Here is a 25,153-nt window from a genome sequence, read left to right as displayed (position 1 = left end):
GGGGAAACCGTTGCAGCGCCTTTCGTCGCCCTGGCCCATGGTCTTTTCAAACTTTCCCCGACGCCGCGATATCCACTTTTATGTGCGGTATTTAATAACCGTCGCGCTGCGCTGCAGTGGTGACCACGGCTAAGGAGAAGGACATGGCAACGCCTAAAGAGAACCTGTTGGACTGGCTCAACGATGCCCATGCCATGGAGCAGCAAGCGGAAAAAATGCTCAAGGCCCAGGCCAAACGTCTGGAACATTATCCGGTGCTCAAGGCCCGCATCGAGGAGCACTTGCAGGAAACCCTCGGACAACAAAAATTGGTCGAACAATGCATCCAGCGCCTGGGCGGCAGTACGTCGACGCTCAAGGACCTGGCCGGCAAGCTCATGGCCTTTGGTCAGGCCGTGGGCGGTATGACGATGAGCGATGAAGTGGTCAAGGGTGCCATGAGTGGCTATGTGTTCGAGAACCTTGAAATCGCCTCGTACACCGTATTGATCGAGGCGGCGAAAGCAGCCGGGGATGTGGAAACGCAACGGGCGTGCGAACAGATCCTGCCCCAGGAAATCGCCATGGCCGAGTGGTTGCGTGACCACTTGCCGGAAATCACCCAGGCGTTTCTGGAGCGTTCGGCCAATCCGCACACTGAAGCCAAGCGCTGAGTACGGCCAAGTATGAAAGAGCGACAGGATCGCGTGCCGGTCGCTCCTTGAACTGCCGAGAAGAGGAAACGTATGAAGCAGACCACGGGTGAAGTACGGGCCATCAATCGACAGAGCGCAATGGTGGGGGTGTATGTGGCGCAGGAGGACGGCCATACCGTGCTCGAGCTGGGTTCGGCCAACGACATCGATATTGGCGACATCCTCGAGTGGAACAGCGGCACGGCCTTGGGCACGCAGTCCTATCACAACCAGACCAAAGGCTGGACTGCCGATGTGTATGTGGCCAATCACGGCGTTGCGGCGGCGAATCTCGAGGTCCAGCTGATGGTCGGCTCTTCCTGACGGCGCCTTCGACCCTTATCTCGGGAGAAAGAGCATGAGCGAATTAAAGTGCGGTTGCCCCGATTGCCAGTGCGAGGTAGATCCGCAACGGGTTTTCAATCACGACGGCGAAGCTTACTGCAGCCAAGCCTGCGCCGAACAACACCCCAATGGTGAGCCGTGTCCGGCGCCAGACTGCCATTGTGAACGCAGTGGCAAGGTGGGTGAGCGGGACGTCACCAATAAGCAGCTGGACGACGCGCTGGAGGAAACGTTTCCGGCCAGTGATCCGATTTCACCTTGATCGAGTCTCTCATCCGGGTGTCGGCGACAGGACATCCGGACGCCGCAAGCCGGTCAGTGCGGTGGTGCAGGAAAACACCGGCAGCCCGCGAGTTTTGGCTTCCTGGAACGGCGCGAGGCCCGGGTGACGAGACCGGTGCAATGGGGTGCCGGCGCCGCCCGACCTTTGGCGGACAGCGTGGAAAGACACGCACTGGTTTCAATTGAACGTAACAAGTAACGGCTAAGGTGTTTAAGATAATTTATGGCTCGCCGCTTATTTGATAGCGAGTTGTAATGTTCAAGCGTTGAATGGATTTGAATTGTCTAGTTCTGACCGTTCGTCGCCGTTCGCTGAATTTCTTTCAAACCTTGGCGGAGTCCAATTCTCATAGTAATACGAGCCAGCGAGGCTCGTTAAACACTAACTAACGAGGTGAATGAAATGGCTAATACAGGAAATAACAATCCTGGCAATTTCGCTAACGATCGTGAGAAGGCATCGGAAGCCGGGAAAAAAGGCGGACAAGCGTCCGGTGGCAACTTTGCCAATAATCCGGAACGCGCCTCCGAAGCAGGGCGCAAGGGCGGCCAGGCATCGGGCGGCAACTTTGCCAACGACCCTGGACGCGCTGCAGAGGCCGGCCGCAAAGGCGGGCAGGCATCGGGTGGTAATTTTGCCAACGATCCTGGGCGCGCCTCGGAAGCGGGCCGCAAAGGTGGCCAGGCTTCGGGCGGCAATTTTGCCAATGACCGGGAAAAGGCCTCCGAAGCCGGTAGGAAGGGCGGCGAAAACAGCCGTGGCGGCGGTCGTGACTCGTAATGCCCGCTGACCAGGCAGGCCCCGTGCCCATGGCATGGGGCCCCATGGGCGGCAATAACTGAATGCAGATATAAAGTTTCGCCTGGCTTTACAAGCTTTCCTTTTTATTCGTGATGAGATGTTCGGTGATGTCTTTGTTATTACCGCTCGTCTCATTTATCGAATAAAAAATAAATCACGTTCCCTTAACTTTTTCTGATGACTTGTGGGCCTGTTATTACTGGCAGTGTCTCCATGGCTTATGTCTGATCGAGGGCTTTGATCATGTTTTTACATAATAAAAGACTGCAATACACCGTCCGTGTCGCCGAACCTAATCCCGGGCTTGCCAACTTGCTGCTTGAACAGTTCGGCGGTGCGCAGGGTGAGCTGGCGGCGGCGTCGCGCTACTTCACCCAGGCCTTGTCCGAGGACGATCCAGGCCGTAAGGATTTGCTGATGGACATCGCCACCGAGGAGCTCAGCCATCTGGAAGTCATCGGTTCGATCATTGTGATGTTGAACAAGGGCGCAAAGGGCAAGATGGCCGAGGGCGTGGAGAAGGAGGGCCAGTTGTACCGGGACATCAACGGTGCCGGCAATGATTCCCACATCACCAGCCTCCTGTATGGCGCCGGCTCGCCATTGACCAACTCCGCCGGTGTGCCCTGGACCGCCGCCTATGTGGACACCATCGGCGAGCCGACAGCGGATATGCGTTCCAATATCGCGGCCGAGGCGCGGGCGAAAATTGTCTATGAGCGCTTGATGAATGTCACTGACGATCCCGGCGTGAAGGAAGCGCTGGGTTTTTTGATGACCCGCGAAATCGCTCACCAGCTGTCGTTCGAAAAAGCCCTGCACTCGATCCAGCCCAATTTTCCCCAAGGCAAGTTGCCGGGCATGCCGGAGTTCACCAACGTGTACTTCAATATGTCCCAGGGCGAACCTACCGTGCGCGGCCCATGGAATCAGGGCGACGATTGGGAGTTCGTCGAAAATCCAGCGCCGGCGGTGGATGGCGGCGATGGCCTGGCCAGCGTCCAGCTCAGTGAAAAAGACGAAGCGCTGCTGATGGACATGAAGGCACGGACGATGTCCAACCCGGAAAGCAACCCCATCACGGGTGCCGACTTGGGTTCAGGGATGCAAGGTGACAAACTGTAAACAACGGCGAGGGAGGAGACTCCCTCGCCTGAACCTTTTCGTCTGAGCGTTCCCGCCATGCAACCCTCAGACTAGCCATGCCTGCAGAGCATTAAGGACATTCGATGGACCAGCCTACTTCCCGGATCCGATCGCCTTGGCGTACCTGGCTGGGTCCTGTGCAAAACAACCTGCTGCTAGGGGTGAGTTTCTGGCTGGGGCTGGCGGTGATAACCGCGTTATTACTCTACAGCGGTTACAACGCCTTGGTCGGTGCTGATCGGCACAATCTGGGCTACGCGGTCCTGGGCGGCACGTCCGGTTTCGCCGCCACGGCCCTGGGCGCATTGATGGCGGTGGTGCTGCGGGATATCTCGTCACGCACCCAGGACATCATGCTGGGTTTCGCCGCCGGCATGATGCTCGCCGCCAGCTCTTTCTCACTGATCCTTCCGGGCATCGAAGCCGCGCAGGTGATTTGTGGCAATCAGTTGCTGGCCGCGTTTGTCGTCGTGGTCGGCCTGGGCTTGGGTGTGGCCCTGATGATCGGCCTCGACCGCTTCGTGCCCCACGAACACGAATTGAGTGGGCGGCGCGGTCCTGAGGTGGAGCGCATCAACCGTGTGTGGCTGTTCGTGCTAGCCATCACCTTGCACAACCTGCCGGAAGGCATGGCCATCGGCGTCAGTTTTGCCGACGGCGATTTCAAGGTCGGCTTGCCCCTGACCACCGCCATTGCCATCCAGGACATCCCCGAAGGCCTGGCCATTGCCATGGCGCTGCGGGTGACGGGCATCAGCACCTTGCGTGCTGCGCTGATTGCGGTGGGCTCCGGGCTGATGGAGCCGCTGGGATCGGTGATTGGCCTGGGCATGTCATCGGGTGTGGCGGTCGCGTACCCCATCAGCCTGGGGCTGGCAGCGGGGGCGATGATCTTCGTGGTGTCCCACGAAGTGATTCCCGAGACCCACCGCAACGGCCATGAGACCCCGGCGACGCTGGGCCTGATGATGGGGTTTGCGGTGATGATGTTTCTCGACACGGCGCTCGGCTGAAGGCTGCTCGACCGTCTCGATACCCTCCGTCCACGCTTCGAAAAATTTCTTGAACATCTGAAAATTTCTTCGGGTCAGTGTTGATGACAGGTGAAGCGGCCTAGGCCGGCTTCGCCTCATCTACCCTTTGAGGCCCGCCAAGTGCGATGCCTTTTCTTGACCGGAGGATGATTGAAATGGCCAGGAAAACAGTGACCGACCTGTTCATTCACGAACTGTCCGATATCTACAGCGCCGAGAAGCAGATCACCCGCGCATTGCCCCGCATGGCCAGAGCCGCGACCAACCCTCTGCTGGCGCAAGCCTTCAACGATCACCTTGAGGAAACCCAAGGCCAGATCGAACGCATCGACACCCTCATCGAAGTGGCCGGCATCAAGCTCAAGCGCATGAAGTGCGTGGCCATGGAAGGTTTGGTGGAAGAGTCCAAGGAACTGCTCGAGGAAATCGAGAAAGGTGCGGTACTCGATGCCGGGTTGATCGGCGCGGCGCAAAAAGTCGAGCATTACGAGATCGCCAGTTACGGCACCCTGATTGCCATGGCCAAGCACTTGAACCTGGGCGATGAAGTGGTCGGGCTGTTGCTGGCGACGCTCAAGGAGGAAAAAGCCACCGACGAGAAACTGTCCAAGATCGCTGAGCAGGGCGGTAACCAGGCGGCGACGATGGACTCTTGACGACCTATCGGGGGGCTGGCGCAGGATCGACAATGCCTGCGCCAAGCGCCTGTCGACTCTGACCGAAGCCAAAGCCCCGATGCCGGTATCTCATGGCTCCATTGTTTGCGTTCTCCCCGGGGGCACGCAGGTTTCGCTGCTCGCCACCTATACTCAATCCCGTGGATGACATGAATCCGAGGTGGCGCGATCGTGCTGCGTTCGCTGATGTTGGCCGTTGTGCTCGTTCTGGCGGGGTGCGCCACGCCTCAGCGCGGTCAACAGGCCACCCCGGTGGCGATTTCCCAGGACACTTGGCGACAGGTGGACCAGCAGCTCATCGCAGCCTCGAAAAGCGCCGTCGAACAGGCGGCACTCTACGCCCGTGGGTCGATGGAGCATTGGCGCAACTTGGTCTATGAGCGCACCGAGGTTGAATTCATCCCCTGGTTCAGCAGCTATTGGACCCAGGAGTGGCTGGCGGTGAAGGTCAGTTGGTACGCCGCCAGCGCCGAGGGCGAGACGAATTCCTCGGCCAGGCGCCTGGCAGTTTACCTGCAGGAGCAATATCGCGAGCAGGTGCTGGAACCGGTGGCGGTGGAAGTCGATCCCGAGGCGATCAGGGCCAACGCCACAGGCTACTACCTGCGCCAGCTCAATCAGCAGGTCCAGGTCATCGCCCTGCGGCATCGCATCCCGAACGAACTGATGAACCGACGCCTGCACGGCATCTCGGCCATCCGCCTCGGCCCGCCCGCGGCGCGTGACGCTTCGTTGTACGAGATGGTCCACACCGAACCCTTGAACACCCTCCCGGCCTATGCGGCCCTGATCGATCACGTCAACAAGGCCGCATCCACAGGTGCCGGACCCTCGGAGGCGGTGATCGCCACTGTGGCGCAACGTACCAGCGAAAAAATCGAGGCCCAGTTTGCCACGCGTGGGGCAACCAGTGCGGCGGCGGCCGTGGCCGGGAAGGCGGCGGGGGCGTTGATCTCGGTGGGCGTGGCGGGCATCCGCGCGATCATCCATGAGGGCGAGCGGCCGGAAATGGAGGCGCAGATTCGCAAAAGCCTGAGCGCTGCGTTCGACGAGGCGTGGTTCAAGTCACTCAAGCATCCCCTCAGCGGGGTGATGGCACCGGTGTACTACCTGGACGAGGAAATAGAAGGCAACCTGGTGGAAGCGGACCTGGCCAATCGAGCGGCGGTATTGCCGGATATCAAGCCGTGACGGGCCGGTTCATTCTGTTCCGAGGGTGACGCGACAACCCTTGCGATGGCGGATCTGCTCGTCCGATGGGCGTTCCTTGATGAACTCGAAGCGCGGCTCGCCTTCGCTGTAGATCACCAGCCATCCCCATTCCAGCTCGCTTTCATCCTGCCCGGGCTGGGGCGGCGAGGCCCACCAGGGTTCTTTTTGCATGATCTGACGCATCGTCTACTCCTGCCGATTGATCCTTTGAACTATAGACCGCTCGATGAAGACGCTTGCATGGGTTGTGTGCCTGAAGCTTGATAATCAGTGTGCTCTGACCCCGCCCACCAGCGTCTAGCGTCTGTATCCCCGCACTCGAACGGGGAATGACTGGACCCCGCGCATATGCAAGCACTGTTGAACGAGATCCTCGATGCGGTTCGCCCCCTGATCGGTCAGGGCAAGGTAGCCGATTACATTCCTGCCCTGGGCACTGTGGTGCCCAACCAGTTGGGTATTGCCGTGTATGGCAATGATGGCGAGTTGTACTGTGCCGGCGACGCCGAAACAGCGTTTTCGGTGCAGAGTATTTCCAAGGTGTTCAGCCTGGTGCAGGCCATCGGGCATTCCGGCGAAGCGATCTGGGAGCGCCTGGGTCATGAGCCATCCGGTCAGCCCTTCAATTCCCTGGTACAACTGGAGTTCGAGCGTGGCCGGCCGCGCAACCCGTTCATCAATGCCGGCGCGTTGGTGATTTGCGATATCAACCAGTCGCGTTTCGCCGCGCCGGCGCTGTCGATGCGCGATTTTGTGCGCCGCCTGTCGGGTAACCCACAGGTGATGGTGGACGGCAAGGTCGCCGAGTCGGAATACCAGCACCGCGCCCGCAACGCAGCGATGGCGTACCTGATGCAATCGTTCGGCAACTTCCATAACGATGTGGAAGCGGTGCTGCGCAGTTATTTCAGCCATTGTGCCTTGCGGATGAGCTGCATCGACCTGGCGCGGGCATTCTGCTTCCTGGCCAACGACGGGTTCTGCAAGCACAGCGGCGAACAGATCCTCAGCGCCCGGCAGACCCAGCAGGTCAATTCCATCATGGCCACCAGCGGCCTGTACGATGAGGCCGGCAACTTCGCTTATCGCGTCGGCTTGCCGGGCAAGAGCGGTGTCGGTGGCGGGATTGTCGCCGTGGTGCCGGGTCGGTTTACCGTATGTGTCTGGTCGCCTGAACTCAACGCCGCCGGCAACTCCCTGGCCGGCATGGCGGCGCTGGAATTGATGAGCCAGCGGATTGGTTGGTCGGTGTTCTAGTTTCCTGGCGCATAAAAAAGGGCCCGCTCCTGATTCAGGAGCGGGCCCTTTTGTTAGGGGGGATCAGCAGAGGCGGTCGATGACCCGGACCTCGGAAGTGTTCTGCATCGACTGCCAGGCCTGGGTCAGCGTTTGCAGCACACGGCCCATGAAGTCTTTGTCAGCCGCGGCCTTCTTGCCGACGTAGCCTTGGCCACGGCGGTACATCTTCAGCCGGGCACACAGTTCTTGCGTGTTCTTTTCGAACTCGTCTTCTTGGGTGTAGGGCGACAGGCAGTCCATATGGACCTGGCCAGTCTTGCTGATCCACAGGATATGGCTGTCGAGTGTGTCCTTGTGTGCGGCGAACATGCGAGCCAGTTCATCAATAGATGGTTGATTATTCAGATTCATGTGTAAGCCCCTTGACCATTTGGTTGATCTGTCTGGTGGTTCGCAACAACTTCGCTTCTCGGTAAGTGCCTGCCTGCTACCGAAACCAGGCCGTCAGCGTTCGTCCGTCGAACTTCGACGGGGTCGTGCATCGGTTGTGTAGTGTTATCGAAGGGCTGCTACGCAAATGCGCTACAACGAAGAGAAACAGCGAAGAATCATCAGGCAGTGCCAACTTTCGAGGGTCGACCACGCGCGTCATGAGGATCTTCGCCGACGTTTCTCGTCCTTGTTACCGGACGGTCATGCCAGGTCAGCACCTTCAATCTGCCTTGTGGGCAGTCCCTTATCCAAAAAACAGCTCGGCGGTCAGACGAGCTTGCTCAAACAGTTGCCTGTACTCCCGATCGGGGAGACGTCTGCATCATGCAAGGGCAAATCGGAGGCGTCAACGGTTTTGTAGTGATTATTTTTGTTCACTACATATTGTCGGACAAAATGGTTTGGGTATGAGGATTTCCGGTCAGACACACAATCAATGTGGGAGCGAGCTTGCTCGCGATGGCGGTGTGTCAGTCAATTATCTGATGGCTGATTCACCGTCATCGCGAGCAAGCTCGCTCCCACAGAGGGGATTAGAGGGCCTTATTTTGGTTGGCCTTGCTCGCCTTGCGCGGTGCGACGCCGGTCTTGCGCTTGGCCGGCTTGCGCTTGTTCTTCCACGGGGTCGCGCCCCGCCCGGCGGGGCTGCTGATGGTCAGGCTCATGCCCTGGCAGCGGGCGACGTGCTTGCTCATCCAGGCGGCTTGCCGGGTCACGAATTCTTCCAGGCTCATTTCTCCGCTTTGCACCATGTCCAGGGCCTGCTCCCAGATGGCGGTGGTGCCCGGGTCGGCGATGGCCCGGGGCACGGCGTCGATGAGGCTGAAGGCCGCCGGTGTGGCGGACAGGGCCTTGCCGTTTTTCACCAGGTAACCGCGGTCCAGTAGCCCCTGGATGATCGAGGCTCGGGTCGCTTCGGTGCCGATGCCGGTGGTGTCCTTGAGCTTCTGTTTGAGCAACGGGTCTTCCACCAGTTTGGCGACGTTCTTCATCGCCTTGATCAGGTCGCCTTCAGTGAAGGGCTTGGGCGGCTGGGTCCATAGGTCCTTGGGGTTCACCTCGTCCACCGCGCAATCGCGACCTTCGGCCAGTGCCGGCAAGGTTTGCGGTGCCGGTGCTTCACGGCCCTTTGCCGGCGCCAGCGCTTCGGGCAGGGCGCGTTTCCAGCCGGGTTCGACGATCTGCTTGCCCACGGCGCGCAGTGCCTGGCCGGCACAGTCGAAGTCGGCCTGGGTCCGGTCGTATTCGTGGTTGGGCAGGAACTGCGCCAGGTAGCGCGCGCGAATCAACGTATAGACCGCACGCTGCTTGCCGGCGAGTTTGTCGAGATTCCTGGCGGCGGCGGTGGGAATGATGCCGTGGTGGGCACTGACCTTGGCGTCGTTCCAGGCCCGGGATTTGCGCTGCGGCTGCAAATGCTCGCGCAGCGGCGCGAGGCTTGGGTCGGCTTGGGCGAGGGCGGACAGGATGGCCGGTGCTTCGCTGTGCTGGCTCAAGGGCAGGAAACCGCAATCGCTGCGGGGGTAGGTGATGAGCTTGTAGGTCTCGTAGAGCGACTGGGCAATGTCCAGGGTTTCCTGGGCACCGAGGCCGAGTTTCTTCGAGCAGACTTCTTGCAGGGTGCCCAGGTCGAAGGGCAACGGCGCCGCTTCGCGCAGGCGCTCGGTACGCACCTTCAGTGTCCGGGCGGTGGCGGCGTTGCTCATGGCCTGGGCCGCGTCTCGGGCCAGGGCCTGGTTCAGGCAGCGTTCCTGATCGTCACAGGCATCCGGGTCGGCGCGCCACTGGGCGGTGAACGCCGTGCCTTCATGGCTGAGTTGCACGTCGATGGCCCAATAGGCGACCGGCACGAAGTTGGCGATGCTGCGGTCGCGGTCCACCACCAGTCGCAGCGTCGGTGTCTGTACGCGGCCTACCGGCAGCACGCCCTGGTAGCCGGACTGGCGCCCCAGCAAGGTGAACAGGCGACTCATGTTCATGCCGATCAGCCAGTCGGCCCGGGAGCGGCCCAGAGCCGAGTGATACAGATTGAAGGTTTCGACGCCCGGCTTGAGGGCGGCCAGGGCCTTGCGGATCGACGCTTCGTCCAGGGCTGACAGCCATAGCCGCCGGATCGGTCCGCGATACCGGCAATGTTCCACCAGCTCGCGGGCGATCATTTCGCCTTCGCGGTCGGCGTCGGTGGCGATCACCAGTTCCTTCGCTTCCCCCAACAGGCGCTTGACCGCCTTGTACTGGCTGGCGGTTTTCGGCTTGACGGTCATTTTCCATTGCGCGGGCACGATGGGCAGGTCGGCCAGGACCCAGCGCTTGTAGCGCGCGTCGTAGGCGTCGGGTGGGGCGGTTTCCAGCAGATGGCCGATGCACCAGGTGACCGTGACGCCAGGACCCAGCCAGCAGCCGTCGCCACGGCGCGTGGCACCGAGCACCGCGGCGATGTCCTTGGCCTGGGACGGCTTTTCACACAGGTACAACTGCATAGCGCCCTTTTCCTGAGCAGATTTCATGGGGCTGTAGCATGGTCATGGATGCGCGCAAGGGCAAGTTTTATCTGTATGGATATACAGATAAAAGCGTTGCGCTGCGTTGCCAAGGGGGGGCTGGCGTGACATTCGGCGGCCTGTCGGCACGCAGAATGAATTTCTCGCAGGGGTATTGCTCATAACTTCAAGGCGGTTGAAACCGCAAAGAAGGTTTATGAGGTCAAGGAGAGTCACTTTCATGAATTCGATGCCAAATGGCAATGGCCAGGCGACTACACGTTTGATTCTCGTGGTGGAAGATGATCCAACTATCCTGGAGTTTCTCTGTGAAATCCTCGAGGAAGAAGGATTTGTCGTGGAGCCCCAGAAAAACGCTGACGATGCTTTGGAGTTCCTGGAAAAGAGCGCCCATTTTGTCGATCTGTTGCTCACCGACATCACCATGCCCGGCAAGATCGACGGTGCTGATCTGGCCAACCTGACCGGAGACCGCTGGCCGCAGATCCCGCTGCTGATCATGTCCGGCTTCGAAACGCCGGAAAGCGCCGGGATCAAGCACCACGCATCGTTCATCGCCAAGCCTTGGGCCCTGGGCCAGATGCTGGATCTGGTGGAGAGCACGGTGAAAAATCACCCCATGCACTGAGTGATCCCGGTGGAGGGTGGCGGCCAGGCACGTTTGGGTTGCAAGCGGCGATGGGCTCCATGACAATGCGAGTCATTATCAGTCGCGAATTATTCCATTGCCATGCCCGCCAACGATCTGTCCCTACGCAGTGCTGTCGACGTTCTGTACAGTGATCATCACAATTGGCTCCAGGGCTGGTTGCGCAAGCGCTTGGGCAATACGTTCGATGCCGCCGACCTGACCCAGGATACGTTTGTGCGAGTCATCAAGGCGCGCACCGCGCTGGATATCCGCGAGCCGCGACCGTACCTGTCGATGATCGCCAAAGGGCTATTGATCGATCTGTTTCGCCGGCGCTCGCTGGAACAATCCTACCTCGAAGCGTTGGCCGCCATGCCGCAGGAGCAGCACCCCTCGCTGGAAGAACAGGCGATCCTGCTCCAGGCCCTGATGGAGATCGACCGTCTGCTCCTGGGGCTGGGTCCGCGCGTCAGGCAAGCGTTCATCCTGTCGCAGTTCGATGGCCTGACGTACCCGCAAATTGCCGAGCGCCTGGGCGTCAGCGTCCGCACGGTCAACAACCACATGGCCAAGGCCATGGAACATTGCTGCCTGATGCAAATTCAATTGCAGCTTTCATGAACCTGGCCCCCGACGAGTTGCAAGCCATCCGCGTGGCGGCGCGGTGGTACGCCCGGCTGCATTCCGGTATCGCGACCGACGCGGACCGGACCGAGTGGCGCGCCTGGCTGGCCGCCGACCCATTGCACAGCCAGGCCTGGCAGCGCATGGCCGCGGTGGCCGAGCAGATGGCGAGTGTGCCGGGCGCCTTGGCGGCACCGACCTTGAGCGACACCCACCAGCGATCCCGGCGCCAGGTGTTGCGCAGCGCCTTGCTGCTGACGTCCGCCGGCGGCCTGGGCTGGCTGGGCTGGCGCAGCCCGGCAACCCAGAACCTGTTTTGTGATTACCGCACCGCGGTGGGCGAGCGTCGCGCCTTCCAGCTGGCCGATGGCAGCACGGTCCTGCTCAACACCGACACCTCAATCAATGTTCGTTTCGATGGACAGCAGCGGCGCCTGGAGCTGTTGCGGGGTGAGGTGCTCGTGACGACGGCGGTCGATCCCTTGCGACGTCCGTTCAAGGTGGTCACGGGGCCGGTCGAGGTGCTGGCGCTGGGCACGCGGTTTATCGTCCGTAGCCAGGCGCGGGGCGGCGAAGTGGCGGTGCTTGAGAAAGCGGTCGAAGTGAGCCTGTTGGCAAGTGGATCAAGGATGCGGGTCGAAGCCGGCCAGCGCCTGGATTTCAACGAGCGGTCATTGGGGACGCTGCGCGGCAACGATGTGTCGGTCGGTGCTTGGCAGAAGGGAAGCATTATCGCCATTGACCGTCCCCTGGCGGCGCTGCTGGATGAACTGTCGCGCTATCGACCCGGTGTGCTGCGTTGGGATCCGGCGATTGGCGACTTGAAGGTTTCCGGCGTATTTCCCGTCGACAACACCGATCTCGCCCTGGCCGCGCTGGAAAGTGGCTTTTCGTTGCGAGTGACTCGCTACAGCCGATTCTGGGTCCAGGTCTCCGGTGGCGATCGGCGGTAATGCTACGTAATAAAAAAATCAGCCCCTGCACTTTTCGTCCCCATCGTTCGGCTCTTCCTCAGTGAGTTTTTATCGACCATTTTGGGGAGGGGAAAAATGACTTGGGTGAGCGCGCCAGAGCGTCTGGTGTTTGCAGTGAAAATCGGCTTGCTGGCGGTCACGACCGCCAGCGCCACGGCCGTGAACGCCAGCCCGGTTCCAGCGGCTGCGACGCAGCAGCGTTCGGTGCAGGCCTACGCTATCGGCGCCGGTCGTCTGGTGGATGTGCTGACCCGTTTCTCCAGTGCCGCTGGTGTCGCCCTTTCGTTTGATGCCCGGCAGCTCGAGGGTTTGCAATCGTCCGGCCTGAGCGGTTCTTTCGGCGTAGGCGACGGGTTCGCCCGTATTCTGGCAGGGAGCGGCCTGCAAGCCGCCCTGCAGACCAACGGCACCTACGTGCTGCGCCGGGTGCCAGTCAGCGGTTCGGCACTGGAACTGGACGCAACCACCATCGAGGCTCAGCGGCTCGGGGCGACCACCGAGCAGAGCAACTCCTACACGACGGGGGCGATCACGATCGGCAAGGGCGAGCACTCCCTGCGCGAAACACCGCAATCGGTGACAGTCATGACTCGCAAGATGCTTGATGACCAGAACCTCAATACCATCGAACAAGTCATGGAAAAGACCCCTGGCATTACCGTCTACGACTCGACCATGGGCGGCAAGTATTTCTATTCCCGCGGGTTCCGCATGTCTGGCCAATATCAATACGACGGCGTTCCGCTGGACATGGGCAACAGTTATGTCCAGGCCGACAGTTTCAGCAGTGACATGGCCTATTACGACCGTGTCGAAGTGCTGCGCGGCGCCGCCGGGATGATGAAGGGGGCGGGCGGCACGTCTGGCGGCGTCAACTTCGTTCGTAAGCGCGGCCAGACCACGGCGCAGACCGAGCTCAGCCTGTCCGGGGGAACCTGGGACAATTACCGTGGGCAGGTCGATACCGGTGGCCCGTTGAATGACGCCGGCACCGTGCGGGGCAGGGCGGTGGTCGCCGAGCAGAGCCGGCACTATTTCTACGATGATGCCCGGCGCAAGGACCAGATCTACTACGGCGCCCTGGACTTCGACCTGTCGCCCGACACAACGCTCGGCCTGGGCGTTGCCTATGAGGACGTCGATGCAAGCCCTTGCTGGGGCGGGATGCCGCGCTACCGGGACGGCAGCGATCTGAAACTCAGCCGTTCCACTTGCCTGGACCCCTCGTGGAACACCTGGCGCAGCCAGCGGACCACGGTGTTCGGCGATCTCAAGCATCAGCTCAACGACGACTGGGCCGTGAAGGTCGCCAGTGTCTATACGAAAAATACCCAGGACATCAAATACGCGTTTGCATCGGGCTCGGTGGCGCCAGGCACTTCGACCACCAACATGCTGGGCAGCATGTATGACTATGACCAGGTCGATTACGGCCTCGACGCCTACCTGGACGGCAAGTTCGACGCCCTGGGGCAGCAACATGAGTTGATCGTCGGTTTCAACGCCAGTCGTTCGGACAAGGATGATTTTTTCTCGGTGGCGCTGTTGCCGCAGAAGCAGAATGTGTTCGATCCGGACCGACATATTCCCGAGCCGGACGACAGTTACTTCATCGAAAACTCGACGCGCGGAGGCCCGGTCAAGACCGTGACCGAGCAGCAAGGCATGTATTCGACCCTGCGGCTGAAACTGGCTGACCCCTTGACGTTTGTCGTCGGTAGCCGGGTGAGTTGGTACAACTCCAAGACCGATTCGGTGTTCCTCACGGGCGGTACGGAGCACGCCAAGAGCACGGAGACGGGGCAAGTCACGCCGTTTGCCGCCGTGTTGCTGGACCTCAATGAGCACCTGACGGCCTATGCCAGCTATTCGGATATCTTCACGCCCCAAGGCAACTACCGCTCCGAAAGCGGCTCGGCACTCAAGCCCCTGGTGGGCGAGAGTTATGAGCTGGGGATCAAGGGCGAGTGGTTCGAGGGACGCCTGAACAGCGCCTTCAACCTGTTCCGCACGTTGCAGAAAGACCAGGCCCAGACGGACTACAACTCCAGTTGTGCGTCTTCGGACGGGTACTGCTACGAGAACGCTGGCAAGGTGCGCGCCCAGGGTTTCGAAGCCGAGATCAGCGGTGAAGTCATCGAGCGCCTGCAGCTGCTGGCCGGTTACACCTACACCCAGACCAAGACCCTCGACGACATTGATACCAGCCTCAACGGTGGTTCGTTCAATAGCTATGTACCACGTCATGTGCTGCGGCTGTGGGGCGATTATGCCCTCGGCGGGACGTTCGAACGGTTCAGTGTCGGCGCCGGGGTCAATGCCCAAAGCGACAATTTCCGCGTATCGCCGGCGACGGGCGAGAAGATCACCCAGGCCGGTTATGCCGTGTGGAACGGCCGCGTCGGTTACCGCATCGATGACACCTGGTCGGTGGCCCTCAATGGCAACAACCTGTTCGACAAGCGCTACTACACCACCATCGGCACCGAGAGCTTCGGTAACTATTACGGTGAACCGCGCAACTTCACCATGACCTTGAAGGGGCGCTTCTGAACCGGTGGCGAGGGCGCCCATGCCCTCGCCACGGTTTTGCCCTCAGTTGGTATCCAGGTCCACGTTGCGGGTTTCCCGCAGGCAGATCATGCCCACCACCAGGCTTACCCCGGTGATCACCACCGGGTACCACAGCCCGTAGAAGATATCTCCGGTGTAGACCACCAGGGCAAACGACACGGTGGGCAGGAAACCGCCGAACCAGCCGTTGCCGATGTGGTAGGGCAGGGACATGGAGGTGTAGCGGATCCGGGTCGGGAACAGTTCGACCATCAGCGCCGCCAGCGGTCCGTAGCACATCGCCGAGATGATGATCAGCGCGACGATCAAGGCCACGATCATCGGCCGGTTGATCTGCTGGGCATCGGCCTGCTGCGGGTAGCCGGCCAGGGTCACCGCACCGCGCAGGGCCGCTTCGTCGTAACCTTCGAGTTTCACGTCACCGACGCTGACCTGCACGGCGCTACCGGCCGGTGCCGCGACGCTGATGTAGGGCAGGCCTTGCTTGACCAGGAAGGTCTTGACCTTGTCGCACGGGCTGTCGAAACGCGCCTTGCCCACCGGGTCGAACTGGAAGGTACAGGTGGCCGGGTCGGCGACCACGGTGATCGGCGCCTGGCGGCTGGCCTGGTCGATGGCCGGGTTGGCGTAGTGGGCCAGGGTCTTGAAGATCGGAAAGTACAGGGCCGTCGCCAGCAGCAGGCCGATCATCAGCACCGGTTTGCGCCCGACCTTGTCCGACAGCCAGCCGAAAAAGATGAAGAACGGCGCGCCAATCACCACGCTGACAATCAGCAGGCTATTGGCCAGGGCCGGGTCCATCTTCAGGAACTGGGTGAGGAAAAACAGCACGTAGAACTGCGCCGCGTAGAAGGTCACCGCTTGCCCGGCGTTGATGCTGAACAGGGCGATCAGCACCACCTTCAGGTTTTCCCATTTGCCGAACGATTCGCGGATCGGCGCCTTGCAGCACTTGCCTTCTTCCTTCATTTTCAGGAAGGCCGGCGACTCGTGCAGGCTCAGGCGAATCCAGGTGGAGATGCCCAGCAACAGGATCGACAGCAGGAACGGAATGCGCCAGCCCCAGACTTCGAACTGATCGCCGGTGAAGTAGCGGCAGCCCAGCACCACGAGTAGCGAGAGCAACAGCCCCAACGTGGCGGTGGACTGAATCCAACTGGTATGGAAACCGCGCTTGCCCATTGGCGCATGCTCGGCGACATAGGTCGCCGCGCCTCCGTACTCGCCGCCCAGGGCCAGTCCCTGGAGCATGCGCAACACCACCAGGATGATCGGCGCGGCAATGCCGATGCTGGCGTAGTTGGGCAGCAGGCCGACGCAGAACGTCGCCAGACCCATGAGGATGATGGTGGCCAGGAACGTGTACTTGCGCCCGATCATGTCTCCCAACCGACCGAACACCAGTGCCCCGAACGGCCGCACGATGAAACCGGCGGCGAAGGCCATCAGGGCGAAGATGAACGCGGTGGTGTCGTTGACCCCGGCGAAGAACTGTTTGCTGATCACCGCCGCCAGGGCGCCATAGAGGAAAAAGTCGTACCACTCGAACACCGTCCCCAGGGACGAGGCGAAGATGACTTTCTGGGTTTCCTGGCTGGTGCCGGCGCTGCGCGTGGCTTCCAGGGGCTGAACATGCTCGGACATAGCGGTATCCCTCACAGTGATTGTTTTTGTTGTTCCACTGTCGACGCCGGGGAGGCGTCTCCTGATTTGACACACTTTCCTTGAATCGACTCACCCCCTTGTGGGAGCGAGCTTGCTCGCGATGACGGCGGCACATTCAACTTGTGGGTGACAGACAGGCCGCTATCGCGAGCAAGCTCGCTCCCACAGGTGTCTCTGTTGTTCTTCAGACCGTAGCAGGTGCTTTTTCTACGTCGGTGTTCCTCGTCGCGGGGTTGAGCATCATTTGCGCCGCCTTCTCGGCAATCATCAGCGTCGGCGAGCAGGTGTTGCCCGAGGTGATGCGCGGCATGATCGAGGCATCGGCGATGCGCAGCCCCTTGATGCCGTGGACGCGCAGTTGCGCATCCACCACCGCGTCGCGATCCTGGCCCATGCGGCAAGTGCCGACCGGGTGGAAAATCGTCGTGCCGATGCGGGCGGCGGCCTGGTGCAGTTGCTCTTCGGTTTGCAGGCTGGGGCCCGGCAGGTATTCCACCGGTTTGAACGCGCTCAGGGCCGGGGCCGCGACGATGCGTCGGGTCAGGCGGATGGCGTCGGCGGCGACCCGCAGGTCCTCGGGGTGGCTCAGGTAGTTGGGCTGGATCAGCGGCGCTTCGTGCGGGTCGGCCGAACGAATGTCCACTCGGCCACGGCTTTGCGGGCGCAGGTCGCAGACCGACGCGGTGAACGCCGGGAAGCTGTGCAGCGGTTCGCCGAAGCGTTCCAGGGACAGTGGCTGCACGTGATATTCGAGGTTGGCCGAGGTCTGTTCCGGGCCCGAGCGGGCGAACGCGCCGAGTTGGCTGGGGGCCATGGACAGCGGGCCGCTGCGGTCATACAAGTAGCGCAGGCCCATGCCCATCTTGCCCCACAGGGTGCCGGCGATCTGGTTCAGGGTGCGGGCGTTTTCCAACTGGTAAATCAGCCGCAGTTGCAGGTGGTCCTGCAAATTGCCGCCGACACCGGGCAGTTCATGGGTCACGCCGATGCCCAGGCGTTGCAGCAGGCTGCGTGGGCCGATCCCGGAGCGTTGCAGGATCCCCGGCGAACCCACGGCCCCGGCGCACAGGACGATTTCCTTGCGGGCCTTGAAGGTCATGCCCTTGCCTTGCCAGCGCGCGCTGACGGCGTGGGCGCGGTCGTCACGCAGCAACACGCGGTCGACCTCGACGTCGGTCAACACCGTGAGGTTGGCGCGCTGGCGAACCGGCTTGAGAAACGCCTTGGCCGCGTTCCAGCGCACCCCGGCTTTCTGGTTGACCTGAAAGTAGCCACAGCCTTCATTGTCGCCGCTGTTGAAGTCGTCGACGTTGGGGATGCCGCTCTGCTCGGCGGCACTGCGGAAGGCATCGAGAATCGGCCATGACAGGCGCTGGCGTTCGACCCGCCATTCGCCGCCGGCGCCGTGAAATTCGGAGGCGCCGGCAAAGTGGTTTTCGCTCTGGCGGAACAGCGGCAGCACGTCTTCCCAGGCCCAGCCGGGATTGCCCTCGGCAGCCCAGCCATCGTAGTCCGCGGCCTGGCCGCGCATGTAGATCATGCCATTGATGGAGGAGCAACCGCCCAGGACCTTGCCGCGCGGGTAGCTCAGGGCCCGCCCTTGCAGGCCCGGTTGTGCTTCGGTCTTGAAGCACCAGTCGGTGCGTGGGTTGCCGATGCAGAACAGGTAGCCGACCGGGATGTGAATCCACGGATAGTTGTCGCGTCCACCAGCTTCGAGCAGCAGCACCCGGTGGTGCGGGTTGGTCGAAAGCCGATTGGCCAGCAAGCACCCGGCAGGGCCGGCGCCCACGATCACGTAATCGTATTCATCGACGACAGGTTGCATTCGCGACCTCATTCTTGTTGTTGTGGGACTCATCCTAGTTGTTAGTTTTCGTCAAAAGAATGTTAGTTTTTGCGCAGTGGCTGTGCGTTTATAAACAGTCATGCCTTCAGGCGTGTTCAAGGATCGCTTCATGTTCGACTGGAATGACCTGCGCTATTTTCTGGAACTGCAACGCAGCGGGCGTTTGTTGACGGCTGCACGGCGCCTGAACACCACCCACGCCACGGTGGCCCGGCATATCGAGGCCATCGAGAAAAGCCTGGGCACCGCGTTGTTCGTCCAGCATGCCCAGGGCTATGAACTGACCCCGGCCGGCGAGACGTTGCTCAAGCACGCCGAAGCCATGGAAAACGTGGCGTTACTGGCCCAGGAGGACATCACCCAGTCCAGTGCGCCCTTGGGCAAGATCCGCCTGGGGGTGACCGAAGGGCTGGGCATCATGTTCCTCGCCAGTCGCATGGACGGGTTGTTCCAGCGCTATCCGGGGTTGGAGGTGGAACTGGTGGCGGTGCCGCGCTTTGTCAGCATCCTCAACCGTGAGGCGGAAATCAGCATCCACCTCGAACGCCCGGCGGCCGACCTGTTGGTGACTCGCAAACTCACCGACTACAGCCTGGCGCTGTACGCCAGCCAGGCCTACCTGGACCGCTCGCCACCGTTGCGCAGCCGCGAGGACCTGGCTCGCCACGCCTGGATCGGTTATGTCGACGACCTTCTGTTCAGCCAGGAACTGATGTTCCTCAACAGCTTTTGCCGCAACCCCCGGGTGGTGTTCCACAGCACCAGCGTCATCGCCCAGCAACAAGCCGCGCGCTCGGGCCTGGGGATCGCCGTGTTGCCGTGCTACATGGCCAGCGGTGACACGACACTGGTGCCGTTGCTGCCGGACGAAACCATCCGCCGCAGCTATTGGATCAGCACCCGCCGCGAACTGCACAAGTCCGTACGCCTGCGGGTGTTGTGGGATTACGTGGTGCAGTTGTGCGAGCGCGAGCAGGCCCTGCTGCTGCCCTGACCCTAAATCCCTCGCCACAGTGGGCTGTGCAAGTGCTGGCCGCCCAAGCCCCCTTTTATGGCCCCCAATGACCTTAAGCCGACGCGGTGGCGTGCCTTAGTGTGGGAACTGCCAGACCCACAAACAAGAAAGGCGCAGCCATTGCGCCGCCAAGAGGGGCCTTATGTCGGCAATCACGCCTTCCTTCCTGCTTCGAACCGCTGCCGTCGTGTCGTTCGGCGCGTTGCTTGTCGCGTGTGGCGAAGAGGCCAAGCCGCCCGCGCCCACGGTATTCACGGCCATGCCCAGCGATGCGGCACTGGCCCAGGTCTACGACAGCAGTTGCAAGCTCTGCCACGCCAACCCCGGTGCCGGAGCGCCGTTGACTGGCGACACGAACGCCTGGGCCCCGCGGGTCGCCCAGGGCGCCGACACCCTGCTGGACCACGCGATCAACGGCTACAACGGCATGCCGCCGATGGGCCTGTGCATGCACTGTTCCGAGGAGCAGTTCCTGGCCCTGATCGCTTTCATGTCCGGTCAACACTTCCAATAATGAATACGGGTACTACGGCATGACGATGGACTACTCACGGCGTCGGCTGCTGCAACAGGCCGGCGTTGTCGCCGCCTTCACTGCACTGGCCAGCCAGGGCGCACTGGCCGAGTTGATGCGTGCGCCGCGGTTGATCCCGTGGCGCAACTGGTCCGGTGCGCAGAGTTGCCTGCCGGCGGCGCGCCTGGCCCCCAAGGACCTCGATGAACTGGTGCAGGTGGTGCGCCGCGCCGAAGGGCGAATTCGTCCAGTGGGGTCCGGTCATTCCTTCAGCGCCCTGGTGCCCACCGATGGCACCTTGTTGTCGCTGAGTTTTTTCAGTGGCCTGCTGGATCACGACGAGGCCAGCCTGCAAGCCACGTTCGGCGGCGGCACGCCCATGTCTCGCATGGGGCCGGCGCTCAAGGCCATCGGTCAGGCACTGCCGAACATGGCCGACGTGGATTACCAGACCCTGGCCGGTGCTATCGCCACCTCGACCCATGGCACCGGCAAGGCTTTTGGCTCGTACGCATCCCAGGTCGTCGGCCTGCAACTGGTGACGGCCAGCGGCGAGGTCCTCGATTGCGATGCCCAGCGTCATACCGAAGTATTCAAGGCCGGCCGGGTGTCCCTTGGCGCGCTGGGGCTGGTGACCCGCGTGCGCCTGCAGAACCGCGCCGCCTATCGCTTGCGCGAGCACCAGTGGGTGGCGAAAACCGAGGAGTTGCTCGAGGACGTGGACGCCAACACCCGGGACAACCAGCACTGGGAAATGCAAGTTGTTACCCATTCCGACTATGCGCTGTCGATCACCCTGAACGAGACCACGGATCCGGCCACGCCGCCGATCAGCCCAGAGGAGGAGGGCGGCAATGAATTCGTTTCCCTGATCGAAAATCTCGACAAGTACGGCAGCGATTTTCCGGCGATCCGGCGAGCGTTGCTCAACAGCCTGCGGCTGGTGGCCGATTTCGATGACCGCGTCGGTGATTCCCATGACATCTATGCCAACGCCCGTACCGTGCGCTTCAACGAGATGGAGTACTCAGTGCCGGCCGAACACGGCCCGGCGTGCCTGCGGGAGATCCTCGCACTGATCCGCGACAAGGACCTGCGCACCTGGTTTCCCATCGAATACCGCTACGTGAAGGCCGACGACATCGCCTTGAGCATGTTCGAGGGCCGGGACAGTTGCTCGATCTCCGTGCACCAGCACTACCAGATGGACCATCACAATTTCTTCGCCGCCATCGAACCGATCTTCTGGAAGTACCAGGGGCGTCCGCATTGGGGGAAATTGCACTCCCTGAACGCCAAGGCCCTCCAAGCGCTGTACCCGCGCTGGACTGAATTCACCCAGGTGCGCCAGGCACTGGACCCAGGCGGCAAGTTCCTCAATGGGCATCTTTCATCGATTCTGGGTTTGAGCTGAAGCAAGAACCTGTGGGAGCGAGCTTGCTCGCGATGGCGGTGCATCAATCGACATCTATGCAAACTGATGCATTGCTATCGCGAGCAAGCTCGCTCCCACAATTGTTTTGGGGTGTTCATAAGGTTCTGTATTCCCCTGCACGTCTCCTGTGGGACTGAGCCTGCTCGCGAAGCAGCGACTCGATCAGAACGCAAACGGAATACTGATCTTGGCCCAGAGCATTTCCCCCTCCGGGCGATTCTCCACGTCGAACTCCTTGGCCCAGCGGATCTCGGCGCTGGCGTACTTGAGGAAGGTCAGGTGCAGCGCCGGGCCAATGGCGAAGACCTGGCCGCGCACGCCATCGTCCACGTCTTGCCCGGCGAATTGCACGGTACGGCCGTACTGTTTGTCGTCGGTGGTCTGCTTGAGGTAGTAGCCGTTGAGCCCCAGCCTCAGGTTGTCGGTCACGCGGTAGCTGGCGGAATAGTCGAAGTGGAAAATCTGCCCCGAACGGTAGTCGGTGTCCTTGTTCTTGCGGTTGAAGCTGTAGGTGCTTTTCATCGACACCTCGGTGTCTTCCGTGGGCAACCAGGTGAAGGAAAACAGCGGTTTGTAGGTGTAGAAATTGTTGCTGGTGTTGGCCAGTCGATCAGTGCTGTATTCGCCGGTCGGTACGGTGATTTCCACCGCCGCGGCCAGGGTCAGGTTTTTGCCCATGTCCCAGAGCACAATGGGCGAAATGGTGGTGTCGCCCATGCCCTCGCGGGTGTCATGCAGGCCGAACACCGAAACTTCCTGCTTGATCCAGGGCTGGGCGATGTAGATCCCCGCGCGCCCACCGGCCACCCGCAACGGGCTCAGGTAATCGATGCGCGGGACCACTGCCGTGGATTCGATTTCGACATCCGGCAGTTCGCCGCCCAATGAACTGATGTTGAATTTCCGAGCCTTGTAATGGTTGTAGTAGAGGTTGAACGCGACCATGTGGTCCGGAAGGCTGTCGACCTCCAGCGGCAACACAAAAAAGCCGTCGGTGCCTGGGCCGATGTTGTCCACCCCCGATTCGGTAGCCAGGGCGGGCAGGGCACCGCCGCAGGCCAGGCCGAGGGTCAGTTGCAAGGCGAATGTCGTGCGGATCGGGTTCATGGGAGGCTCATTATTATTGTTGGAAATGCACCGGAGGTCCGAGTCATACAAATAAGCCGTTCGCCGCCGACAGGGCAGGGTATTGGCGGCCATAGAGGGGACTTGGGCGGCCAGATTTTTAACCCCCCCTATCCAGCGGCTCATGCTAACTTTATGAAATAACCGGTTACAAAAAACGCCACCTAACGTGCTCCGGAATCCGTCTCATGCAGATGAAAGTCATCGACCCGACCTATGAATTGGCGCTGGTATCGCCATTCCTGCTGCAAACCCTGGCCGAGGTGGTGGCGGACAAGGGCTTCGATGCCGCCAGCCTGTGTCGCGGCCTGGGGTTCGACCTCGATGACCTGCAAGATCCTGCCCAGCGTATTTCCTACCGCCAGGCCGTGATCATGATTCAACGTTCGCTCAAGCTGTTGCCCGACCAGGGCCTGGGGTTGTGGGTGGGTGACCGCAACGTGCTTGGCACCCTCGGCCTGCTGGGCCACGTCTTGTCGTTGTGCGAAACCCTGCGCGATGCCTTCGCCCTGGGGGTTCGTTACCAGCACACCACCGGCGGCATCGCGGTGACCCGTGTCGAAGAAGCCGCTGACCGGATCATGGTCGAGGCGACATGCCGCCTGCCTTTCGCCGAGATCCAGGTGTTTGCCGTGGAAGAGTTCTTCGCCAGCCTGATGGTCTATGGCCGGGCGCTGGCCAATCCCGATTTCAAGCCCCTGGCCGTGGAATTCATGCACGCCGCGCCGTCCTACGCCCAGGAATACCAACGGATATTGGGGCCGGATGTGCGCTTCGGTTGCCGGCACAATCGAATGCTGATCGATGTGCGTTGGCTGGATATGCGCCTGCCCAATCACCACCCGCTGGCCCTGCGCCAGGCATTGGCCTTGCTGGAGCAGGAAGCCTGCGAGGTTCACCAAAAGATCGACCTGATCCAGACCGTGGAACGGGCCATTGCCCGGGACCTGACCCGTGGCAGCCACATCGAGAAAATCGCCGGCGATCTCAACATGAGCAGCCGCACCCTGCGTCGACGCCTGACCGAACACAGCCTGACCTTCGAGACCTTGCTCGAACAAGTGCGCCGCGGCCGCACCCTGAACCTGTTGGCCAACCCCGAGCTGTCCATCGAGCGCATCACCGAAGAGGTCGGCTACAGCGATGTGCGCAGTTTCCGCCGGGCGTTCCGGCGCTGGACCGGTATGAGCCCGAGCGCGTTTCGCAACGAAGGGCAAACGTTGTAGCCACGACATTCAGGCTGGGTCTGATTAAACTCCCGTCTTTTTTGAAAGGCTTCATTGCGCAGCCGGGGGCCTTGATTTCATGAGTCAAACGATGAAAACGGTACGCTGGGGCATGATCGGGTGTGGCAGCGTGACGGAACGCAAGAGTGGGCCGGCCTTCTACAAGGCGCCCGGTTCAGCGCTGGTAGCGGTGATGGGGCGACGTTTGGAGGCCGTCTCCGATTATGCTGAACGCCACGGCATCGCCAGGTTCTACACCGACGCGCAGGCACTGATCGATGATCCCGAAGTCGATGCGGTTTACATTGCGACGCCGCCCGACAGTCATTTGAGCTATAGCCTGCTGGTGGCTGCCGCCGGCAAACATTGCTGTGTCGAGAAACCCATGTCCCTCAATGTCGCGCAGAGCCGGGAAATGCAGCGCGTATTCAACACTGCAGGGGTGCAGTTGTTTGTGTCGTACTACCGGCGCTCGCTGCCGCGTTTTCGCAAGGTGCGGCAATGGATCGAGCAAGGATGCATCGGTGACATCCGGCATTTGACCTGGACGCTGACTAAGCCCGCGTCATCGGCGGATATCAACGGCGCGACCAATTGGCGTACCGATCCGGCGATTGCAGGTGGAGGTTATTTCACGGACCTGGCCTGCCATGGTCTTGATCTGTTCCAGTTCCTGTTGGGGGACATTGTCGAAGTGACAGGTTTCGCCGCTCGCCAGAACGGCTTGTATCAGGCAGAAGATGCGGTCGTGGCCAATTGGCGTTTTGCCAGCGGAGCCACAGGCATGGGTTGTTGGAACTTCGTCGCTGACCGACGTGAGGACCGCGTGGAGGTGATAGGCAGCCAGGGGCGGATCAGCTTCTCGGTGTTCGACGAGGCGCCGCTGCAACTGTATACGGACACCTCCGTCAGCCTCGACATTCCTCATCATCCTGAGCATATCCAGTGGCACCATGTACTCGGCATGAATGCCCATATCCGGGGTGAGTCGAAGCATCCCGCCGTGGCCGAAGAGGCCTTGAAGACCGACTGGGTGATGGACCGCATTCTCCAGCGCTGTTGAGGCGAGGCCGTGTGGGCATAACCTAATGCTCAAAGAGTATTTCCCAAGCGTCGG

24 protein-coding genes are annotated in these 25,153 nt (G+C 61.2%); 18 read left to right on the top strand and 6 right to left on the bottom strand.

All coding sequences use genetic code 11. From position 1 onward, the window contains the following. The first annotated feature begins 143 nt into the window (after positions 1-143). The 8 genes from AB7M32_RS23065 (at position 144) to AB7M32_RS23030 (ending at position 6,151) form a co-directional block, all read left to right on the top strand. On the top strand, positions 144-653 hold the full coding sequence (locus tag AB7M32_RS23065; protein ID WP_454251491.1) for a ferritin-like domain-containing protein: 510 nt from the start codon (positions 144-146) through the stop codon (positions 651-653). Between the two features lie 72 nt (positions 654-725). After that, the gene (locus tag AB7M32_RS23060; RefSeq protein ID WP_454251490.1) at positions 726-998 is read left to right on the top strand and encodes a hypothetical protein; all 273 of its coding nucleotides are present in this window, start codon (positions 726-728) and stop codon (positions 996-998) included. Positions 999-1,032: 34 nt separating this feature from the next. Then, positions 1,033-1,281, top strand: coding sequence for a metallothionein (locus tag AB7M32_RS23055; protein ID WP_123413183.1), 249 nt, complete (start codon positions 1,033-1,035; stop codon positions 1,279-1,281). A gap of 423 nt (positions 1,282-1,704) precedes the next feature. Beyond that, a complete protein-coding gene (locus tag AB7M32_RS23050) occupies positions 1,705-2,082 on the top strand; it encodes a con-10 family general stress protein (RefSeq protein WP_072347679.1) in 378 nt (125 codons plus the stop codon). A 264-nt stretch (positions 2,083-2,346) separates the two neighbouring features. Further along, the gene (locus AB7M32_RS23045) at positions 2,347-3,228 is read left to right on the top strand and encodes a manganese catalase family protein (protein WP_072406955.1); all 882 of its coding nucleotides are present in this window, start codon (positions 2,347-2,349) and stop codon (positions 3,226-3,228) included. A gap of 104 nt (positions 3,229-3,332) precedes the next feature. Next, positions 3,333-4,262 carry a ZIP family metal transporter gene (locus AB7M32_RS23040; RefSeq protein WP_072406953.1) on the top strand — a complete coding sequence of 310 codons (930 nt, stop codon included), beginning with the start codon at positions 3,333-3,335 and terminating at the stop codon, positions 4,260-4,262. 176 nt (positions 4,263-4,438) lie between these two features. Then, entirely contained in the window at positions 4,439-4,939 is a 501-nt protein-coding gene (locus AB7M32_RS23035) for a YciE/YciF ferroxidase family protein (protein WP_072407072.1), read from the top strand. A 192-nt stretch (positions 4,940-5,131) separates the two neighbouring features. Continuing rightward, positions 5,132-6,151, top strand: coding sequence for a hypothetical protein (locus tag AB7M32_RS23030; protein WP_454251489.1), 1,020 nt, complete (start codon positions 5,132-5,134; stop codon positions 6,149-6,151). A gap of 9 nt (positions 6,152-6,160) precedes the next feature. Here AB7M32_RS23030 and AB7M32_RS23025 read toward each other — a convergent pair whose 3' ends face one another. Continuing rightward, on the bottom strand, positions 6,161-6,355 hold the full coding sequence (locus AB7M32_RS23025) for a hypothetical protein (protein ID WP_454251488.1): 195 nt from the start codon (positions 6,353-6,355) through the stop codon (positions 6,161-6,163). Between the two features lie 165 nt (positions 6,356-6,520). Between AB7M32_RS23025 and glsB the strand changes: the two genes are divergently transcribed. Then, on the top strand, positions 6,521-7,429 hold the full coding sequence (gene glsB / locus AB7M32_RS23020; protein WP_060741483.1) for a glutaminase B: 909 nt from the start codon (positions 6,521-6,523) through the stop codon (positions 7,427-7,429). A 63-nt stretch (positions 7,430-7,492) separates the two neighbouring features. Here the strand turns inward: glsB and AB7M32_RS23015 are convergent, their stop codons facing one another. Together AB7M32_RS23015 and AB7M32_RS23010 are read right to left on the bottom strand one after the other, a co-directional pair. Continuing rightward, on the bottom strand, positions 7,493-7,822 hold the full coding sequence (locus AB7M32_RS23015; RefSeq protein WP_060741484.1) for a hypothetical protein: 330 nt from the start codon (positions 7,820-7,822) through the stop codon (positions 7,493-7,495). A gap of 614 nt (positions 7,823-8,436) precedes the next feature. Continuing rightward, positions 8,437-10,383 (bottom strand): DNA topoisomerase III, encoded by a 1,947-nt coding sequence (locus AB7M32_RS23010; RefSeq protein ID WP_454251487.1) that lies wholly within the window; start codon positions 10,381-10,383, stop codon positions 8,437-8,439. 241 nt (positions 10,384-10,624) lie between these two features. Here AB7M32_RS23010 and AB7M32_RS23005 point away from each other — a divergent pair, with 241 nt between their 5' ends. The 4 genes from AB7M32_RS23005 (at position 10,625) to AB7M32_RS22990 (ending at position 15,186) form a co-directional block, all read left to right on the top strand. After that, a complete protein-coding gene (locus tag AB7M32_RS23005; RefSeq protein WP_454251486.1) occupies positions 10,625-11,032 on the top strand; it encodes a response regulator in 408 nt (135 codons plus the stop codon). Positions 11,033-11,134: 102 nt separating this feature from the next. Further along, the gene (locus tag AB7M32_RS23000) at positions 11,135-11,656 is read left to right on the top strand and encodes a sigma-70 family RNA polymerase sigma factor (protein ID WP_060741487.1); all 522 of its coding nucleotides are present in this window, start codon (positions 11,135-11,137) and stop codon (positions 11,654-11,656) included. Further along, the gene (locus AB7M32_RS22995; RefSeq protein WP_454251485.1) at positions 11,653-12,612 is read left to right on the top strand and encodes a FecR domain-containing protein; all 960 of its coding nucleotides are present in this window, start codon (positions 11,653-11,655) and stop codon (positions 12,610-12,612) included. The genes AB7M32_RS23000 and AB7M32_RS22995 overlap by 4 nt, the downstream gene beginning before the upstream one ends. 96 nt (positions 12,613-12,708) lie before the next feature. Further along, entirely contained in the window at positions 12,709-15,186 is a 2,478-nt protein-coding gene (locus AB7M32_RS22990; RefSeq protein ID WP_454251484.1) for a TonB-dependent siderophore receptor, read from the top strand. Positions 15,187-15,228: 42 nt separating this feature from the next. On the opposite strand, the gene AB7M32_RS22985 is transcribed toward AB7M32_RS22990, so the two are convergent. Together AB7M32_RS22985 and AB7M32_RS22980 are read right to left on the bottom strand one after the other, a co-directional pair. After that, complete coding sequence (locus tag AB7M32_RS22985; protein WP_454251483.1) at positions 15,229-16,851, bottom strand: MFS transporter; 1,623 nt, start codon at positions 16,849-16,851, stop codon at positions 15,229-15,231. Positions 16,852-17,056: 205 nt separating this feature from the next. Next, the gene (locus tag AB7M32_RS22980) at positions 17,057-18,700 is read right to left on the bottom strand and encodes a GMC family oxidoreductase (RefSeq protein WP_454251482.1); all 1,644 of its coding nucleotides are present in this window, start codon (positions 18,698-18,700) and stop codon (positions 17,057-17,059) included. A 130-nt stretch (positions 18,701-18,830) separates the two neighbouring features. Here AB7M32_RS22980 and AB7M32_RS22975 point away from each other — a divergent pair, with 130 nt between their 5' ends. The 3 genes from AB7M32_RS22975 to AB7M32_RS22965 all read left to right on the top strand — a co-directional run bounded on the left by AB7M32_RS22975 (position 18,831) and on the right by AB7M32_RS22965 (position 21,664). Next, positions 18,831-19,715, top strand: a complete 885-nt coding sequence (locus AB7M32_RS22975) for a LysR family transcriptional regulator (RefSeq protein ID WP_454251481.1) — start codon at positions 18,831-18,833, stop codon at positions 19,713-19,715. 163 nt (positions 19,716-19,878) lie between these two features. Continuing rightward, positions 19,879-20,250 (top strand): c-type cytochrome, encoded by a 372-nt coding sequence (locus AB7M32_RS22970; protein ID WP_072406927.1) that lies wholly within the window; start codon positions 19,879-19,881, stop codon positions 20,248-20,250. Positions 20,251-20,365: 115 nt separating this feature from the next. Beyond that, positions 20,366-21,664: a D-arabinono-1,4-lactone oxidase gene (locus tag AB7M32_RS22965; protein ID WP_454252188.1), complete on the top strand. Its 1,299-nt coding sequence runs from the start codon at positions 20,366-20,368 to the stop codon at positions 21,662-21,664. 183 nt (positions 21,665-21,847) lie between these two features. On the opposite strand, the gene AB7M32_RS22960 is transcribed toward AB7M32_RS22965, so the two are convergent. After that, on the bottom strand, positions 21,848-22,792 hold the full coding sequence (locus AB7M32_RS22960) for a SphA family protein (RefSeq protein WP_072406923.1): 945 nt from the start codon (positions 22,790-22,792) through the stop codon (positions 21,848-21,850). 206 nt (positions 22,793-22,998) lie between these two features. Between AB7M32_RS22960 and AB7M32_RS22955 the strand changes: the two genes are divergently transcribed. Both AB7M32_RS22955 and AB7M32_RS22950 read left to right on the top strand, forming a co-directional pair. Beyond that, a complete protein-coding gene (locus tag AB7M32_RS22955) occupies positions 22,999-24,036 on the top strand; it encodes an AraC family transcriptional regulator (RefSeq protein ID WP_454251480.1) in 1,038 nt (345 codons plus the stop codon). Positions 24,037-24,127: 91 nt separating this feature from the next. Further along, positions 24,128-25,099 carry a Gfo/Idh/MocA family protein gene (locus tag AB7M32_RS22950; RefSeq protein ID WP_454251479.1) on the top strand — a complete coding sequence of 324 codons (972 nt, stop codon included), beginning with the start codon at positions 24,128-24,130 and terminating at the stop codon, positions 25,097-25,099. Positions 25,100-25,153: the final 54 nt, after the last annotated feature.

The sequence above is a fragment of the Pseudomonas sp. R151218B TE3479 genome (assembly GCF_053629195.1).
Note: the sequence above shows the minus strand (reverse complement) of the source record. Positions and strands in the feature narration are given on the sequence as shown.

What these genes read in the sequence shown, in the direction of transcription:
- AB7M32_RS23065 (WP_454251491.1), top strand. Translation starts at nt 144, where the DNA reads ATGGCAACGCCTAAAGAGAACCTGTTGGACTGGCTCAACGATGCCCAT.
- AB7M32_RS23060 (WP_454251490.1), top strand. Translation starts at nt 726, where the DNA reads ATGAAGCAGACCACGGGTGAAGTACGGGCCATCAATCGACAGAGCGCA.
- AB7M32_RS23055 (WP_123413183.1), top strand. Translation starts at nt 1,033, where the DNA reads ATGAGCGAATTAAAGTGCGGTTGCCCCGATTGCCAGTGCGAGGTAGAT.
- AB7M32_RS23050 (WP_072347679.1), top strand. Translation starts at nt 1,705, where the DNA reads ATGGCTAATACAGGAAATAACAATCCTGGCAATTTCGCTAACGATCGT.
- AB7M32_RS23045 (WP_072406955.1), top strand. Translation starts at nt 2,347, where the DNA reads ATGTTTTTACATAATAAAAGACTGCAATACACCGTCCGTGTCGCCGAA.
- AB7M32_RS23040 (WP_072406953.1), top strand. Translation starts at nt 3,333, where the DNA reads ATGGACCAGCCTACTTCCCGGATCCGATCGCCTTGGCGTACCTGGCTG.
- AB7M32_RS23035 (WP_072407072.1), top strand. Translation starts at nt 4,439, where the DNA reads ATGGCCAGGAAAACAGTGACCGACCTGTTCATTCACGAACTGTCCGAT.
- AB7M32_RS23025 (WP_454251488.1), bottom strand. Translation starts at nt 6,355, where the DNA reads ATGCGTCAGATCATGCAAAAAGAACCCTGGTGGGCCTCGCCGCCCCAG.
- glsB (WP_060741483.1), top strand. Translation starts at nt 6,521, where the DNA reads ATGCAAGCACTGTTGAACGAGATCCTCGATGCGGTTCGCCCCCTGATC.
- AB7M32_RS23015 (WP_060741484.1), bottom strand. Translation starts at nt 7,822, where the DNA reads ATGAATCTGAATAATCAACCATCTATTGATGAACTGGCTCGCATGTTC.
- AB7M32_RS23010 (WP_454251487.1), bottom strand. Translation starts at nt 10,383, where the DNA reads ATGCAGTTGTACCTGTGTGAAAAGCCGTCCCAGGCCAAGGACATCGCC.
- AB7M32_RS23005 (WP_454251486.1), top strand. Translation starts at nt 10,625, where the DNA reads ATGAATTCGATGCCAAATGGCAATGGCCAGGCGACTACACGTTTGATT.
- AB7M32_RS23000 (WP_060741487.1), top strand. Translation starts at nt 11,135, where the DNA reads ATGCCCGCCAACGATCTGTCCCTACGCAGTGCTGTCGACGTTCTGTAC.
- AB7M32_RS22995 (WP_454251485.1), top strand. Translation starts at nt 11,653, where the DNA reads ATGAACCTGGCCCCCGACGAGTTGCAAGCCATCCGCGTGGCGGCGCGG.
- AB7M32_RS22990 (WP_454251484.1), top strand. Translation starts at nt 12,709, where the DNA reads ATGACTTGGGTGAGCGCGCCAGAGCGTCTGGTGTTTGCAGTGAAAATC.
- AB7M32_RS22985 (WP_454251483.1), bottom strand. Translation starts at nt 16,851, where the DNA reads ATGTCCGAGCATGTTCAGCCCCTGGAAGCCACGCGCAGCGCCGGCACC.
- AB7M32_RS22980 (WP_454251482.1), bottom strand. Translation starts at nt 18,700, where the DNA reads ATGCAACCTGTCGTCGATGAATACGATTACGTGATCGTGGGCGCCGGC.
- AB7M32_RS22975 (WP_454251481.1), top strand. Translation starts at nt 18,831, where the DNA reads ATGTTCGACTGGAATGACCTGCGCTATTTTCTGGAACTGCAACGCAGC.
- AB7M32_RS22970 (WP_072406927.1), top strand. Translation starts at nt 19,879, where the DNA reads ATGTCGGCAATCACGCCTTCCTTCCTGCTTCGAACCGCTGCCGTCGTG.
- AB7M32_RS22965 (WP_454252188.1), top strand. Translation starts at nt 20,366, where the DNA reads ATGCGTGCGCCGCGGTTGATCCCGTGGCGCAACTGGTCCGGTGCGCAG.
- AB7M32_RS22960 (WP_072406923.1), bottom strand. Translation starts at nt 22,792, where the DNA reads ATGAACCCGATCCGCACGACATTCGCCTTGCAACTGACCCTCGGCCTG.
- AB7M32_RS22955 (WP_454251480.1), top strand. Translation starts at nt 22,999, where the DNA reads ATGCAGATGAAAGTCATCGACCCGACCTATGAATTGGCGCTGGTATCG.
- AB7M32_RS22950 (WP_454251479.1), top strand. Translation starts at nt 24,128, where the DNA reads ATGAAAACGGTACGCTGGGGCATGATCGGGTGTGGCAGCGTGACGGAA.